The following is a 15,740-nucleotide window of genomic DNA, read 5'->3' on the forward strand; positions in this document are numbered from 1 at the left end:
TGGGCAAACCTTTGATAATGTAATTCCTTTGCTTACTCAACTTTACAAACTGACTCAACATAAGGAGCATTCCCATGAAAAAGGAAACGATCTGCATTCATGAGGGTTATGAAACTGACCCCACAACTAAGTCCTGCGCGGTGCCTATTTACCAAACCGTCGCGTATGAATTCGACAATGCTCAACACGGTGCAGACTTATTCGATCTAGCCGTGCCTGGCAATATTTACACCCGTATTATGAATCCAACATGGGATGTACTTGAAAAACGGGTTGCAGCCCTTGAAGGGGGTGTTGCGGCACTTGTTGTTTCTGCAGGCAGTGCAGCAATTAACTATGCCATTTTAACGATTGCCGAAGCAGGCGATAACATAGTAGCGACGCCACAATTATACGGGGGTACCTATACCTTATTCGCGCATTTATTGCCTAAATTAGGGATAGAAGTACGCTTCGCTGATTCAGACAAAGCCGAAGATTTAGCCAAGCTAATGGATGATAAAACCAAAGCGGTGTTTTGCGAAACTATCGGCAACCCAGCGGGTAACATAGTCGACATTGAGCCCATTGCCACAATGGCTCATAAACATGGTGTCCCTTTGATAGTCGATAATACCGTCGCCACTCCTGCACTATTAAACCCAATTGAATATGGCGCAGACATAGTCGTGCACTCGTTGACCAAATACATGGGTGGCCACGGTAATTCATTGGGCGGTATTATCGTTGACTCAGGTAAATTCCCTTGGACTGAACATAAAGAGCGCTTCGCTATGCTTAATGAGCCTGAACCGGCTTATCACGGCGTGGTATACACGCGTGATTTTGGTGCGGCAGCGTATATTGCCCGAGCCCGCACTGTGCCTCTTCGCAACACAGGTTCCGCTTTATCTCCTATTAACGCATTTATGCTGATGCAAGGCATGGAAACTCTGCCCCTGCGCATGGAGCGTCACTGTGATAACGCCATAGCAGTTGCTAAGTACCTAAAAGCCCACCCGAAAGTTGAATGGGTCAGTTATGCGGGTCTTGAAGGCGATAAGTACTATGATATGGCACAAAAATATCTCAATGGTCGCCCGTCGTCATTAATGACGTTCGGCATAAAAGGTGGTTTTGATGCAGGGGTGAAGTTTTACGATGCCCTCAAGCTTATCAAGCGCTTAGTGAATATTGGTGATACCAAAACGCTCGCTTGCCACCCGGCCTCGACAACTCATAGACAATTAAATGAAGAGGAGCTAAAAAGTGCAGGTATCAGTTCAGAAATGCTGCGCTTATGTATCGGTATTGAACACATTGACGATATAGAAGCAGACCTAGCTCAAGCGTTCGACGCAGTATAAGTGCGCTAACCATACCAAACCACTGTTTCTAGTAAATGAAGCAGTGGCTTTTGCACACCTTAGAAACCTATCAAGTACTTAACTTGCATTGCCCATCTGACAAAAAATATCTAAAAGCCATGATATTTTAAAATTACTCAACATATAATCCAGCCTAGTTAAGAATAAACCTATCCACGGAACTGGAAAATATGACCTACCTGCAACTCGCCTATTTTCACCTTGCCACGGTATTGCCAGCATTTTTAATAGGAACATATTTGTTGGCCAATCGAAAAGGTACGCCAGCACACCGTTTATTGGGCAAAGTTTATATGACTCTAATGCTGATAACGGCGCTGGCTACGTTGTTTATGGCAGCCGAAGTTGGCCCTATAATTATTGGCCACTTTGGCTATGTGCATTTGTTTAGCTTACTTGTTTTATATGCGGTACCCAGCGCTTATATTGCGGTACGTAAAGGTAATATCGCTAAGCATAAACGCAGTATGGTGTTGCTATATATTGGGGCGATACTCCTCGCTGGCGTTTTTACCTTTATGCCGGGCAGAATGATGCATACCTGGTTTTTTGGCTGATTGCGGACGATAGCAAACAATACTATAAAAGAAGTAAAGAGATACGAGACTAGGCCTTTGCTTTTAGGCCTAGTCTCGCTCAAAGTATCCGATTACTTTATAAGGAAACTTCCTGCTGCATTTTTACAACACCTGTATCATCTTTAATGCTCATCGTCACTTTTGGATGCTTGTCACTCCAGTCAATATCCAGCACACCATAATTGGCTTTGGAAAACCCTTTACCCACTCGATGCTTATTTGGGCTCACTTGCTTCCACTCTTCCGTTAAACCCGACGAGGTCATTTCCCAAAGAGCTTGACCGTTTTCAAAACGGACTTGACTAAGCTCACTCCAGTGCGTATCGCCACTGACAATGACCAAATTTCTGATTTCATACTTCACTAACAAATCAAGCAAGCGTTGACGCTCTGTTGGGAAGTTGGCCCATGACTCCCATCCACTAAATTCCGGTAAGAGCTGCAAACTTGAGGCTAAAATTCGCACATCTGCCGGTTGTTGCAACTGTTCTTCTAGCCACTGCCATTGAGCATTACCGAGCATTTTTTGACTTGCATCTGTGTGCGGCAAATACGGTCCTAAATGTTGCGGGGCTTTTACCTGCCTATACTCGCTAGGCGTAACATGAGCTAATGCATCTCGGTTCCACCGTAAATCTGGCATGATGACTTGTATCCGCTTGGGGGCGCTGCCGAACATGTAGCTAGTATAAATACCATCAGACCGGGTACGTCTGATGCTATCTTGTGGCTCGTTAAAATAATCGAGCATAATTTGACGTGAGGCTTCTTTTTGCGGATAGGTTTTCCCCCCATCGTTTTGACCGAAATCGTGATCATCCCACATACCAATGGTTGGCGTAGCAGCAAGCATTCTCTGCATGCCGGGCTTAGCCCATTGCTTTTGGTATTTAGCCTTCAGCAAAGCCATATTTTCGGTATCACCGTAAATATTATCCCCCAACAACATTAATAAATCAGCCTGCTCTTCTAGCATCGGTTGCCAAATAGGCTGGTCTTTGTCTTGGTGTGAGCATGAGCCAATTAACACCTTGAATTGATGTTTGTCTGCAGAACTGACTGTAAGTACATTAGTACTACTGGGTGCTGGTGCATTGCTGCTAACGGGCATTGATGTAGTAGTGCAAGCAACACTGGTGAGACAGAATGCACTCGCAATACATATCTTAATTGATTTCATCATATTTACTTTTTGTTATTAACGGGGCTGGGACTAATCAGCATGGCCTGACCAATAGGGCGACCATTGACGCTAGCAAATGTTGCTGGATTTTGTTTGAGTAACTGTAACACAGTTGCTGCAACCTGATTGAGGCTGAAAGTGTTGCTGTTTTGTAGCTCCCCCTTAGATGCTATATCGGGACCGATAGCCGCCATCCACACTTGATTTGAACCAACAATGCCCTTTTCATATTGCGCTAAATTATCTAAGTAACCTTTTGTCGCTTTAGGGCTAGCATGGTGCTGCCAAGTCTCATTAGTCTCTCCGCGTCCATGGTCGACGGTAATGATCAAGTTAGTGTTATCTTTATATTGTGCCATCGACTGCAGTTGCTGCCATAAGCGCGCAATGAACTGGTCACTGCGATGAGCCGAACTAAGATAAGCTGGGTAATCACCATCATGAGCAAAGTCGTCTGTTTCACCTAATGCCACATAAATGACTTTAGGCTGCTTAGCGCTAATATACTCTTGAGCAAAACCCACTGTAAACCCGTCGAGTCGCACATTATGCCAAGGGCTTGGTATATCACTTTGCAATTGATTTAACCATTGGGCGTAGGGCGTTAAGCCAGCCCAGTCTGCAGGCATAAAACCAGCGTTGAGCGGTAAATTGCTACGTTCTGCATTGATAATGGCCGGAAATACAGCCCAACTACCAAATGCCGCTACCTGACCTTCGTACCCTTGCTGGGTGTTCAACCATTCTAAAAATGTCACATTAGGATTAGCAACTGGCTTATTAGAATCAATGCGTGGGTCCGCCTTACCCGTTAATATTTCATTGTATCCCGGGTAAGAAAACCACCAACTGTTACTCACATCCATGGCCGATTGCTTATCACGATTGCCGATGAGCAAACCATTTTTGGCAATTACGTTCCATAAAAATGGCATCAGTTTTTGGCGCTTTTCGTTTAGTGTCTGACCGTTGAATTCATGAGCTATTATCTCAGCATGGTTGGTAAATTCTGGCTGCTCTAACAAGCTTGCTTCATAACCTCGAAAGACTTCTTGCCAACGTAGTCCATCGATACTGATAATTAACACATTATCCGCACTGTATGCCGGTGAACTGAGTAAAATAGCCAGCAAGGTTTGGCACAATATCGCAAGTCGTTTTAACTGTTTCATAAGGATCTCATCAGTATTAAGTGAAGTGGAGTGGACTGAACTGAACTGAACATAAATAAACAAGGCGAGCTTAAGCTCGCCTTGTTTTTAGCATTCACACAGCGTTTTAGAAACGTGCTTGTGCGTTAAATGCAGCTGTGCGTGGTGCGCCAATCCAGGCTGATTGACCTGCAATCCCGCCTAAATAACTTTCATCAAACATATTGTTTACAGTGAAACGTAAATCAATCGATTGAATTCCTTTTATCGGTGCATCTAAGCTGACACCTGCATAAAAGTCAGTGACTAAATAAGCTTCGGCAACTTGGGTATTCCCCGCATCGATGAAACGATCGTCAACCCATTTAGTTGAGGCACCGATAAAGTAATTACCACGTGTCCAATCAAGGGATACAACCGCCATGTTTTCAGGAGAACCAAAGACGGTATTACCTTCTGGGAAGTCAATTGAACCGTCTGTGTATTGTGAATCATTGTATGTGTAAGAACTATAGACAGATAACTCATCAGTCACATTGAACGACAACGATGCTTCGAAACCAGATGATTCAATACCACCTACGTTGACGTAACTACCATTAGTACCAATAAGGTAATCGATGCCATCCGGTGAATCAGGGGCAATAAAGGTTAAACGGTTATCAAACTTAATACTGTAGTAGGTCAAGCTCGCATTAATGTTTTGTGAGACATAACGTAAGCCCACATCAACATTTTCTGCCGTTTCTGGCTCTACTTGGGTCAACGTCGACGCATCACGCTCAAGTACGGTATCTTTAATCGCCGCGAAGTTCTCTGCGTAACCCGCGAATACTTCTAAGCCATCAATAGGAGTTTGGGCCACGATACCACCAGAAAACAAAGTGTCTGAATCCGAATTCAACTTAGCTTTGTTCGCTGCATCAAAGTTATCTTGGCGCTCTAAGTCGACAAAGAAACGCTTTATGCCTAAGCGCACACTTGCCCAGCCCATATCGAGCTCGTCTTCTGCGTACACCATCAAGGTTTCAACTGGGAATTCACGTGAATATTGTACCCAGTAAGGGGTATGATCAAATTCAAAACTACTACGAGAATCTAAGATTTTATGCCAATCGCGAGACTCTTCGCGGTTGTAATCTTCATACCAAATACCGCCGCGTAACGTGTTATCCATGTCATTGATTTGCGTGTACCATGCAAAATCGGCATCAAAACCAAGACGTTCCTTTTGATAATGGGTGTGGCGGTATGAACCAACAGGTATAGCGCCCTGGGCATAGCAACCTGGGTCATACTCAGGTCCGGCACCACCGTATGGAGCAGTGATGGAGCTTTCACAACCGTCAATAGGGTTAACTGCTAAGCCACTCGCGTTAACAAATAATAATTGACCTAATGCGCTACCACCATAGACCGTGTTGCCTGAAGTAAGCTCAGAATGCCCAACGCCTTCACCGTCTGCGGTTACGTCGACGACATACTGCGGTACCCAATCACCGCGACCTTCGTTGTCGTGATAATAAACGTTACCCGATACTTCGAAGTTGTCGGTTTTATAATCGGCACTTAAATAAGCAAACATGTTTTCACGCAAACTTGACCAGGCTTGGCGAAAAACCTGATCCACATAAGGAATACCAACCCATTCACCTGATAAACCATCTGACTCTGGGTTTTGCTCAAATTGCGCTAGGCTAACGCGTTGATAGTTATCTTCATGAACGTCATCCCAAGAGAAATACCCTTTGATATCAACGTCGCTCACCACTGTCATAAACTTAGCCGCTAAATGATCGCGCTTGTTTTCAGCAGTCTGGGTTACCCAGTCAGTGTTTTCGCTGGTAGATGCACTAAACCATGCATAAGTATCAGCGGCAATTTCGCCGGTTTCGTAGCGTACGAAATATTTCTGCGCATCAAAACTGCCACCAGAAATACTCACCACCATAGACTCTTCCATGCCTGGGTCGATGGTTGTAAAGTTAAGCGTACCGCCTAAGGCTTCGTTTGAACGCGATGCAATATCACCGGTACCTTGAGATACCTCAACACGGCCTAAATTTTCAGTGTCGATGTAACGGTTAGCCTTCGCACCGCCGCCATAATTTGAGTTACCGTTGGCAATGCCATCAATAGTGATACCGATTTGCTGCTCATCTAGGCTTAATTGAAAGCCACGAATAGACACAGTTGTTGACCAATCATCAGAGCCAAACGTATCCCCTTCATTGATCAATACGCCGGGTAAATTATCGATAACAGCCAGTGCACTGGTTAATGAACTTTGCTGTTTTGCCATCTCATCAGACGTTTGGTTGTTTGCGTAAGAAACGCTTTTACCCACCACTGTGATTTCTTCAATTGCGGCATCGTCTGGCGCCTCTTGAGCAACGGCTGAACTGATTAAAGATTGGCTACCTATGGCCATAGCAACGCAAAGTGCTAAGTGTGTTTTAGCGGTCGTTTTCATGTGTGTGTATTCTCTTAGGATTATAAAGACCGCAACAATGTGACGACTTACCGTTACAGTTTAAGTGCAAAAATGTTGCACTTTTATGAAGTCGTAAACGTCTGGAATTGTAAAAAAAAGAGAAATATTACTATTGAAAAATAAACGACGACTCAGAAATTACATATGTTAATGGAGTGTTTTTTTACACTACTAGGCAAGCGGTATTTCTTCATTTGGAAGACAAATGAAGGTGATAGGAGTATCGGTAACGTATAGGTCTTGTACATGCAGTAACCACGTACAGAGAGTTCGATGTGATCTGCTAACCTTGCTTAGTCTTTGGGTACAAAAGCAAGGTATCTCAGTATCATGAGCAAAGCAGGCTTAGCGCATCCCGCGTTTTTCTTTGACCATCTCATAAGCGGCCTGTATGTCTTGGGCCTTGTTCTTTGCCAGCTCTAACGCCTGCTTAGGTAAACCTTTTGAAACCAGTTTATCCGGATGATTTTCACTCATAAGCTTACGATAAGCTTTCTTAACCGCTTTATCATCATCTGACTCGCTAACACCCAAAATCTGGTAGGCATCATTTAATGACTGCTGAGTAGAATAAGTGGATTGACTGCCTTGTTGTCCGCGGCCACGCTGGGATGAATGCGCCCCAGAACGTTGCCCTCCGCGTTGACGAAAACGTAACTCAGCTTCGTAAACGGATAGCAAATACAGTAATTCACTTTGCTTGAAACCGAGATGAAGTGCTGCAGTCTCCAGTACTTTTTGCTCTGCTTTGTCCATACGGCCATCGACGTAGGCAGCTTGGATCAAGATTTCGATAAAGACTTGCATAATATCCCGGCGGCCATGGCATGACTCTTTGAGTTCTAGCAGAATTTCGCGTAGGGCAAAATCAGCTTCTTTGCCTTCACGAAATGCTTGCTGAGCTTCTTTTCGTGTATCGCCTTCTAACCCCATTTGATCCATCAAGGCGCTGGCCATTTTTATCTCGACATCGCTTACCTTGCCGTCAGCTTTGGCAATATGTCCCATAACCGAGAACAAAGCGTGGAAGAATATCGCTTGCTTCTTAAAATCGTCCTGACTGGTGAAAAAACCGCTAAAACCACCCATTTGATTAAAGTCTTGGCTATAGCCTTTGTCGAACATATGCCCAACCACAAAGCCTAATATTGCTCCGGGGATACGTCCGAACATAAAACCAAAAATGGTGCCTAAAATCTTGCCGATCATTGTCTACCCTGTGTTTAAATTAATATGACTGCGTTGTGTTATTTCAATTGTGCTAGTTTAATTGCGCTAATCGTTGGGGGGTACCTATATCAATCCAAGTACCTTGGTATAAAGCGCCGGTGACTCGCTTTTGGGCCATAGCATCGATTAATACTGGCGCCAAGCGCAACTTGCCTTGTGGTAAATGACTAAACAATACACTGCTGTATATTCCAATCCCGCTAAAGGTGTATTTTGTCGCGTTAATGCTCTTGGGGATCTGCTTGAAAACGTGTTGGTCTTGCAAATAAAAATCGCCATCTCTGTTGTGTGGGGGGTTAGGAACTAAAATCAAGTGGGCAAGCAACGATGTATTCCCCTGACAGGAAATTTTTAATGGGGTGTTAGCAAGTATGTGAGCAAATGAAATGTCAGTGAAAACATCCCCATTTATCACTAAAAAATGGCTTTCGTTATGGGATGGGCCTAAAAGAGGCAACGCATGAATTATGCCCCCAGCTGTTTCTAATGCAGTCTCCTCCTTCGAATACAGTATGTCTAAATTGTATCGACTGCCATCTCCTAAGCGCTGTATTAATTGCTCGCCTAACCAAGCATGGTTTATCACTACTCGTTCGATACCTGCGGCAGCTAATCGCTCCAAATGGTACTCAATTAGTGCTTTACCCTTGACCTCTAACAACGGTTTCGGGGTGACGTCGGTTAACGGGCGCATCCGCTCCCCGCGCCCAGCAGCTAATATCATGGCGGTATTGATTTGTTTCATCGAAACTTACCTTTATTCAGCACACTTCATCGACTTACCCTTTGCCACCGGCAAGGGATACAATTTTTGTTTTTTCTGAATTCTGGCTAGCGAGTACATGGGGTAAAACGTCTTGCTCAATAAAGTCTGAGAAGGCACTTAATTGTGGGTACAATCTGCCAATATCAACTAAATAACCAAGCGTACGCGGAATATCGCCCAAATAGTCACTCTTACCGTCACGATGATGCAAGCGAGCAAAGATGCCGCTGGCTTTAATATGGCGCTGCATACCGGTTAAGTCAAACCAACGGGTAAATTGCGCAAGTGGATAGTGTGCATAGAATTGACCGTGAAATGCTTGCAACCAATCACTTACCCACTCATCAGGCCAGCGACGATAACAATCTCGTAACAAGGAAACGGCATCATAGGTAATGGGACCCACTACAGCGTCTTGAAAATCGATGACACCAATTTCATCATTAACTAACATCATCAAATTACGTGAATGAAAGTCACGATGCACACCTACTTTAGGTTGCTCGAAAAAATTGTCGGCAAGTACATTGAACGTATCAGATAGTAACGCCTGTTGCGTGGTCGTGATCGTTAGCGCTAAATGCACATTGAGCAGCCATTGGGTAAAGATTTCAAACTCCGCACTAAAAAGTTTGTGGTCATAGATTGGTAAAGGTGCTTGAGATGTAGCCACACATTGCTGTACCTTTGGCAAAAGTGCCAATGCTTGTGGGTAAAGTCGGTGGCAACTTTTTTCGTTCAGGCGATGGGCTAATTGCACATCACCAAAATCGTTGAGGCAATAAAAGCCTAAATCGTGATCAGCGGCCAATATGTCAGGCACTTTTAATCCATTGGCTGCAAGTAACTCAGCGACTAACGCGAATTTATGGCTATCTTCAAATTTTGGTGGGGCATCGACCGCAATGATGGTATGCCCTTCAAAGGTAAAGCGAAAATAACGCCTAAAGCTGGCATCACCGTAAACCATGTGTAATTGTTGACACAAAAAAGGTGTGGAATGATTAATCCAATCCATCAATTGTGCTTGTCTTTGTGCCAATGGGCTCACTTAGGACCTCGTGTTGGGGTATTATTTGACAGCGAAGAATGGCGAAATCTAGCTTTTTTTGCAAGTTTACTAGTAAATCTGTGCGAAACCCTTAAAATTGGAGCTTAACTCCCATGACTTTAACCATTATCAGGCTGCCTTTTTACCCTACCGTATGAAAATTAAGCAACCTCTTTACGTGCTCTTTCTCTCAGTCGGCTCGCTTAGCGCTGTAGCCCAAGAAACATGCCCAGCACCCAAAAATACTTTCGTGGTAGAGAAACGTCTGCCTAACGGACAAATTCAAGTTATATCTAATATGACCTCAATACAGCAAGATAATTTTGCAGAATTCGAGGGTAATGTAGAAATATTATCGCAAGACTCACAAATTATTGCCAACAAAGCGCGAATCAATCGCACCACTCAGCAATTAATTGCATCTGGGGATGTGACCTATCAAACCCCTCAATTGAGTGTCACCAGCCAGAAGGTCCTGCTCAATACACAAAATAATCGTATGGAAATTGCTGACACCCAATACGAATTCACCACAATGAATGCCAGAGGTCAGGCCGAACTATTAGTTGTCGATCAAACTCAGGGAATAGAACTCAATGGGGTGACCTTTTCTACTTGCCCAAAGGGTGACGAAGATTGGTTGGTGCATGCCGATAGCATTAAAGTAAAGCCTGATGAAACTCGAGGTGTTGCACGCAATGCTTTTTTCTATGTGCAAGATATCCCTATCTTTTATCTGCCGTATTATTCATTTCCGGTGACTGATGCCCGTGAAACTGGCTTGTTATTTCCTCAAATCAGCAGTAGCAGTAGTAATGGATTTGACTTTGAGCAACCTTATTATTTAAATCTTGATCCCCAGTATGATGCTACGATAAGCCCTAGATATATGAGTAATCGAGGCTTGCAGCTAAAAACAGAGTTTCGTTATTTGACGGAACAAAATAGTGGCCAAATTGATGTTGAATACTTGGCCAATGATTCTGATAGTTCCACTGGTGAAGATCGTTACTTTTATCGTCTTGTTCACAAAGGTGCTTTATCGGAAGACTGGCAAGTCAACGTAGATTTCAATGGCATTAGCGACGACAACTACATATCTGACCTTGGATCCGATTATTACAGCTCAGCGGATACACATCTGTATCGCACCCTAGGACTACATTATTACTCAGATGCATTAAACATGAGCCTGCAACTGAGGGATTTCGAAATCTTAGGCGACCACGACGACACCTACCGAGCGTTACCCGAGCTGAAGTTAGATTACCAAACCGACCTACCGGCAGGATTCCAATTCGATATACATTCTGAATTAGCCAGATTTGATAACGCTAACGGCACTAGTCCTAAAGCAACTCGAGCGCACATAGCCCCTACCCTTAGTTTTCCTTATGAAAACAGTTGGGGTGAATTTTTAGCCGAAACGTCTATTATGCATACGGTTTATCGTCAGGAAGATATTGAAGAAACGGCATTAGCCCGCAATGCTTCACGCACCTTGGGGCAGGCCAAGTTATATGGCGCTTTAATATTTGAACGCGATGGAAATTGGCTTGGTAGTGATGTTACCCAAACGCTAGAACCACGAGTTCAATATCTGTATACCAGCTTTGAAGACCAATCTGATATTGGTTTATATGATACTACTCGCTTATTTAATGACTTCGCAGGTTTATTCAGAGGTCAGGAGTTTACTGGGCTAGACCGCATAAGTGATAAGAATCAAGTGACCTTCGGGGTCACTTCGCGAATAATAGATAAAGATAATAGGGAACAATTTAAACTTAGCTTAGGTCAGATTTTCTATCTTGAAGACAACAAAGTGACTGCAGCAAGTAAAGAAGACGACCGTTCTGCCTTAGCCGCAGAGTTAGATTGGCGTATTGGCAGTAAGTGGTCAGCCCACACTGAAGCACAAGTATCCACTCAAACTGACAAAATTGAGCGCAGCAGTGTTGGCCTTGAATATCGGCTCGCACATGACAAAATGGTGCAAATTAGCCATCGTTATGTTCGCGATTTATCCGGTGAAAAAATCAGTCAAATGGGGTTAACGGCAAGCTGGCCAATAACACAGGATTGGTATTGGGTTGGGCGTTGGTACAGAGATATGGACCGTCACCGCACAATTGAAAGCTATACAGGATTGCAATATGAGTCTTGTTGTTGGGCACTGCGTATAGTCGCTCAGCGTCAGTTAACGAGTCGTTTTGATGATAATGGTTTGCAAAGCACGGATGAGTTTGATTCGGGTATCGCGGTGCAATTCTTGTTTAAAGGAATTGGTGGCGATAGTTCAGGGCGCGATATGTTAGAAGATGGATTGTTCGGCTATCGACAGCCTTATCTGTTAGATTAGCCCCAAGCACAATAAAAATATAACCCAAACACCTAGGTGTAAATTTAAATTAATAAGTAACCTTAAATATGAAATTAACTGTAGTCACCTTTGCCCTTTTGGCATTTATTTCGTTAAACACGTTCGCTAAGCAAACACGCTTGGATAACGTCGCAGTCATCGTCGATCAAGGTGTTGTTCTTGAGAGTCAAATTGATGAATTAGTCAGTACCGTAAAACGTAACGCATTAACTAACAATCAAACCCTGCCTTCAGACAAAGTGTTGCGTACGCAAGCAATTGAACGTTTGATTGTTGATAGCCTTCAAAGCCAAATGGCCGAACGTATGGGCATTCAAATTAGTGATCCGCAACTCGATCAAACCATCGATAATATTGCCAGAGAAGACGGCATGAGTGTTGACCAAATGCGTCAGAAGCTCGCATCTGAAGGCGTGGCGTATGAAGTTTATCGCGAACAAGTGCGAAAAGAGCTCATTACGGGTGAGGTTCGCCGCGCCAATGTTCGTCGTCGTGTATATATTACCCCACAGGAAATTAGTAATTTGGTTAAGCTCATCGATGAGCAAGGCGGTCAACAAGCTGAATACCATTTAGGCCATATCCTTATTGGATTCCCGCCAGACCCGACAGATGAAGACGTTAATAAATCCAAAGAAACGGCCACCAAAGTGTTGGAGTTACTCAATAATGGTTCTGAATTTGGCAAAATAGCGACGGCTTCTTCATCTGGATCTAAAGCCCTTGAAGGCGGTGATTTAGGTTGGATGAACATCAACTCAATGCCAACGCTTTTTGCTGAAGCCGTACAAGGTAAAAGCAAAGATGAGCTTATAGGTCCTATTCGCAGCGGTGCTGGTTTTCACGTGTTGAAAATTCTAGATGTGCGTGGGATCGAAAAAGTCGAAGTCACAGAGCTCAATGCTCGTCATATTCTGATTAAACCTTCGGTTATATTGAGCGATGAGAAAGCAGAAAAAATGCTCAAAGAATTCAGAAAAGAAATTATTGCTGGTGAAGCAGACTTTGCAGAATTAGCCAAAGAGCACTCCGCAGACCCTGGTTCTGCCTTGCGCGGTGGTGAATTAGGTTGGTCAGATCCTAATAAATATGTACCTGAATTCAGGGATACCTTGCAGACACTGGAAGTAGACGAAATAAGTCAACCGATTCGCACAGTTCACGGTTGGCATCTAATGCAACTTACAGGCAAACGCGTAAAAGACGCTACGGAAAATCTTAAAGAAGATAAAGCCTATCAGTTGCTCTTCCAACGTAAATTCGCTGAAGAAACGGAAGCATGGTTAAAAGAAATGCGTGATAGTGCTTATGTTGAATTGCTTGATAAAAAAGACAATAGCTAGTTTATGACCATTAAACTTGCGATTACACCGGGCGAACCCGCTGGGGTTGGCCCAGATTTAATTATTTCCTTGGCTCAGCATCAATGGTCGGCCATGCTGGTTGTTTTTGCCAATGCAAAGCTTATGCGCACTCGGGCTGAAACCTTGGGTTTGCCGCTTATATTGTTACCTTACGATTCATCCTGTCAGGATATTCAGCAAGCTGGAGCGCTCTATATTGTAGACATTCCTTTGCGCGCTGAAGTAAAGCCTGGGGAATTAAATCAAGATAACAGCCATTATGTTTTGGACACCCTTTACCAAGCATGCCAAAAGAATTTAGACGGTGAGTTTGATGCTTTGGTCACCGGACCAGTGCATAAAGGCATTATTAATCAAGCGGGGATCCCGTTTAGTGGTCATACTGAGTTTTTTGCTGAACAATCAAATACCCCTGACGTGGTAATGATGTTGGCGACCACTGGATTGAGAGTTACCTTGGTAACGACCCATATCCCAGTTACTGCAGTATCAGCCGCTATCACTACGTCACGGCTAAATAAAGTTATACGCATTATTGATCATGATTTAAAAACCAAATTTGGTATCGCCCAACCGCACATTTTTGTATGTGGACTCAACCCTCACGCAGGCGAAGACGGGCATATTGGCCGAGAAGAAATTGACACAATTATTCCGGCGTTAGATTCGCTTCGACAAGAGGGCTTTACCTTAACCGGTCCCTTGCCTGCTGACACTATTTTCAATCCCAAATATTTAGCCCAAGCCGATACGGTACTCGCTATGTATCACGATCAAGGGTTACCCGTGTTAAAGTACAAAGGATTCGGCCAAGCCGTCAATATTACATTGGGATTACCCTTTATTCGCACTTCCGTTGACCACGGAACCGCGCTCGATCTAGCCGCATCTGGCAAAGCTGATGCCGGTAGTTTCGACATTGCTATCAAGGAAGCCATTTCATTGGCAAAAAGTAAAAAATGAGCAAACAACACTTAGGCCACACAGCCAGAAAACGTTTTGGACAGAACTTTCTTCACGATGCGTATGTTATCGATCAAATTGTGTCAGCAATTAACCCGCAAGTCGGGCAAAATGTAGTTGAAATTGGCCCAGGATTAGGCGCATTAACCGAACCTGTTTGCGACATTATTGACAAGCTTACTGTGGTTGAACTGGATAGAGATTTGGCCCAGCGTCTTCGCACCCATCCATTTATAGCCAATAAACTTAATATTATTGAACAAGATGCACTGAAGTATGATTTTTCTGAATTATTCAGTGAAGAGCAACCATTACGTGTTTTTGGTAACTTGCCATACAATATTTCAACCCCGTTAATGTTTCACTTATTTTCGTTTGCGCATAAAGTGCAAGACATGCATTTTATGTTGCAAAAAGAAGTGGTTAATAGACTAGCAGCTTCACCTGGCAATAAAAGCTACGGTCGGCTGTCTGTTATGGCCCAATACCACTGCCATATTATGCCTGTTATCCATGTTCCACCTAGCGCCTTTAATCCACCTCCCAAAGTTGATTCGGCGGTCGTTCGTCTTATGCCCCATAAGGTTAAGCCGGTCAGCGTGATAAGTGAAGAATCCTTAAATAAGGTTTGTGCTCAGGCATTTAATCAACGCCGTAAAACAATTCGCAATAGCTTGAAAGAGAGCCTGACCGAAGCCCAGCTCATTTCTCTGGATATTAATCCTGACTTAAGAGCCGAGAATCTTTCGTTAGCACAGTTTGGCCAAATAGCGGATCTTGCCGTTAACCTTCAGGAAGAATAGATGACAACGTCTCTTAGCACTGGCCACGAGCTCAGCAATAAAATTAATATTACGGTTAATACCCAATACTTGACGGATCACCCGGCCAATGACGCAGACAAGTTCGCTTTCGCCTACGAAATTAATATTGCCAATAATAGCGATGAGAACGTGCAACTCATTAATCGCTATTGGCTCATAATTGATGGCAATGGTAAACAAACAGAAGTTGAAGGTGCAGGCGTTGTCGGTGAGCAACCATACATTGAAAACGGCACGAGCTTTCAATACAGTAGCGGCGCGGTGCTTGATACGCCTGTAGGCTCCATGCAAGGCTATTATGAAATGCAAGACAAAGACGGCGCGATATTTCGTGTACCTATCAATATTTTCCGTCTTGCCGTTCCCCATCTTATCAACTAAACCTT

General features: G+C 43.8%; 13 protein-coding genes. 7 read left to right on the forward strand and 6 right to left on the reverse strand.

Translation table 11 applies throughout. The features are described 5' to 3' along the window. The first annotated feature begins 74 nt into the window (after positions 1-74). Both GQS54_RS11665 and GQS54_RS11670 read left to right on the forward strand, forming a co-directional pair. Complete coding sequence (locus GQS54_RS11665; RefSeq protein WP_166424164.1) at positions 75-1,346, forward strand: O-acetylhomoserine aminocarboxypropyltransferase/cysteine synthase; 1,272 nt, start codon at positions 75-77, stop codon at positions 1,344-1,346. 191 nt (positions 1,347-1,537) lie between these two features. Then, complete coding sequence (locus tag GQS54_RS11670) at positions 1,538-1,924, forward strand: DUF2306 domain-containing protein (RefSeq protein ID WP_166424165.1); 387 nt, start codon at positions 1,538-1,540, stop codon at positions 1,922-1,924. 97 nt (positions 1,925-2,021) lie between these two features. On the opposite strand, the gene GQS54_RS11675 is transcribed toward GQS54_RS11670, so the two are convergent. The 6 genes from GQS54_RS11675 to GQS54_RS11700 all read right to left on the reverse strand — a co-directional run bounded on the left by GQS54_RS11675 (position 2,022) and on the right by GQS54_RS11700 (position 9,820). After that, entirely contained in the window at positions 2,022-3,128 is a 1,107-nt protein-coding gene (locus GQS54_RS11675; protein WP_240919915.1) for an alkaline phosphatase D family protein, read from the reverse strand. Between the two features lie 2 nt (positions 3,129-3,130). Further along, positions 3,131-4,300 carry an alkaline phosphatase family protein gene (locus tag GQS54_RS11680; protein WP_166424166.1) on the reverse strand — a complete coding sequence of 390 codons (1,170 nt, stop codon included), beginning with the start codon at positions 4,298-4,300 and terminating at the stop codon, positions 3,131-3,133. A 106-nt stretch (positions 4,301-4,406) separates the two neighbouring features. After that, on the reverse strand, positions 4,407-6,752 hold the full coding sequence (locus GQS54_RS11685) for a TonB-dependent receptor (protein ID WP_166424167.1): 2,346 nt from the start codon (positions 6,750-6,752) through the stop codon (positions 4,407-4,409). A gap of 366 nt (positions 6,753-7,118) precedes the next feature. Continuing rightward, positions 7,119-7,982 carry a co-chaperone DjlA gene (djlA, locus tag GQS54_RS11690; protein ID WP_166424168.1) on the reverse strand — a complete coding sequence of 288 codons (864 nt, stop codon included), beginning with the start codon at positions 7,980-7,982 and terminating at the stop codon, positions 7,119-7,121. A gap of 52 nt (positions 7,983-8,034) precedes the next feature. Beyond that, positions 8,035-8,748 (reverse strand): N-acetylmuramate alpha-1-phosphate uridylyltransferase MurU, encoded by a 714-nt coding sequence (gene murU / locus GQS54_RS11695; RefSeq protein ID WP_240919916.1) that lies wholly within the window; start codon positions 8,746-8,748, stop codon positions 8,035-8,037. 34 nt (positions 8,749-8,782) lie between these two features. Further along, positions 8,783-9,820 carry a phosphotransferase gene (locus GQS54_RS11700; RefSeq protein ID WP_166424169.1) on the reverse strand — a complete coding sequence of 346 codons (1,038 nt, stop codon included), beginning with the start codon at positions 9,818-9,820 and terminating at the stop codon, positions 8,783-8,785. A gap of 97 nt (positions 9,821-9,917) precedes the next feature. Between GQS54_RS11700 and lptD the strand changes: the two genes are divergently transcribed. The 5 genes from lptD to apaG all read left to right on the forward strand — a co-directional run bounded on the left by lptD (position 9,918) and on the right by apaG (position 15,735). Next, positions 9,918-12,182: an LPS assembly protein LptD gene (lptD, locus tag GQS54_RS11705; RefSeq protein ID WP_166424170.1), complete on the forward strand. Its 2,265-nt coding sequence runs from the start codon at positions 9,918-9,920 to the stop codon at positions 12,180-12,182. A 68-nt stretch (positions 12,183-12,250) separates the two neighbouring features. Then, positions 12,251-13,546 (forward strand): peptidylprolyl isomerase SurA, encoded by a 1,296-nt coding sequence (surA, locus tag GQS54_RS11710; RefSeq protein ID WP_166424171.1) that lies wholly within the window; start codon positions 12,251-12,253, stop codon positions 13,544-13,546. A gap of 3 nt (positions 13,547-13,549) precedes the next feature. Continuing rightward, positions 13,550-14,530, forward strand: coding sequence for a 4-hydroxythreonine-4-phosphate dehydrogenase PdxA (gene pdxA, locus GQS54_RS11715; protein WP_166424172.1), 981 nt, complete (start codon positions 13,550-13,552; stop codon positions 14,528-14,530). Beyond that, positions 14,527-15,333 (forward strand): 16S rRNA (adenine(1518)-N(6)/adenine(1519)-N(6))-dimethyltransferase RsmA, encoded by an 807-nt coding sequence (rsmA, locus tag GQS54_RS11720; protein ID WP_166424173.1) that lies wholly within the window; start codon positions 14,527-14,529, stop codon positions 15,331-15,333. Before pdxA ends, rsmA begins: the two co-directional genes overlap by 4 nt. Further along, positions 15,334-15,735, forward strand: coding sequence for a Co2+/Mg2+ efflux protein ApaG (gene apaG, locus GQS54_RS11725; RefSeq protein ID WP_166424174.1), 402 nt, complete (start codon positions 15,334-15,336; stop codon positions 15,733-15,735). Positions 15,736-15,740 lie beyond the last annotated feature (5 nt).

The sequence above is a fragment of the Paraglaciecola sp. 20A4 genome (genome assembly GCF_011378905.1).
GTDB lineage: Bacteria > Pseudomonadota > Gammaproteobacteria > Enterobacterales > Alteromonadaceae > Paraglaciecola.

What these genes read in the sequence shown, in the direction of transcription:
- apaG (WP_166424174.1), top strand. Translation starts at nt 15,334, where the DNA reads ATGACAACGTCTCTTAGCACTGGCCACGAGCTCAGCAATAAAATTAAT.
- pdxA (WP_166424172.1), top strand. Translation starts at nt 13,550, where the DNA reads ATGACCATTAAACTTGCGATTACACCGGGCGAACCCGCTGGGGTTGGC.
- GQS54_RS11680 (WP_166424166.1), bottom strand. Translation starts at nt 4,300, where the DNA reads ATGAAACAGTTAAAACGACTTGCGATATTGTGCCAAACCTTGCTGGCT.
- rsmA (WP_166424173.1), top strand. Translation starts at nt 14,527, where the DNA reads ATGAGCAAACAACACTTAGGCCACACAGCCAGAAAACGTTTTGGACAG.
- surA (WP_166424171.1), top strand. Translation starts at nt 12,251, where the DNA reads ATGAAATTAACTGTAGTCACCTTTGCCCTTTTGGCATTTATTTCGTTA.
- GQS54_RS11670 (WP_166424165.1), top strand. Translation starts at nt 1,538, where the DNA reads ATGACCTACCTGCAACTCGCCTATTTTCACCTTGCCACGGTATTGCCA.
- djlA (WP_166424168.1), bottom strand. Translation starts at nt 7,982, where the DNA reads ATGATCGGCAAGATTTTAGGCACCATTTTTGGTTTTATGTTCGGACGT.
- murU (WP_240919916.1), bottom strand. Translation starts at nt 8,748, where the DNA reads ATGAAACAAATCAATACCGCCATGATATTAGCTGCTGGGCGCGGGGAG.
- GQS54_RS11685 (WP_166424167.1), bottom strand. Translation starts at nt 6,752, where the DNA reads ATGAAAACGACCGCTAAAACACACTTAGCACTTTGCGTTGCTATGGCC.
- GQS54_RS11675 (WP_240919915.1), bottom strand. Translation starts at nt 3,128, where the DNA reads ATGATGAAATCAATTAAGATATGTATTGCGAGTGCATTCTGTCTCACC.
- GQS54_RS11665 (WP_166424164.1), top strand. Translation starts at nt 75, where the DNA reads ATGAAAAAGGAAACGATCTGCATTCATGAGGGTTATGAAACTGACCCC.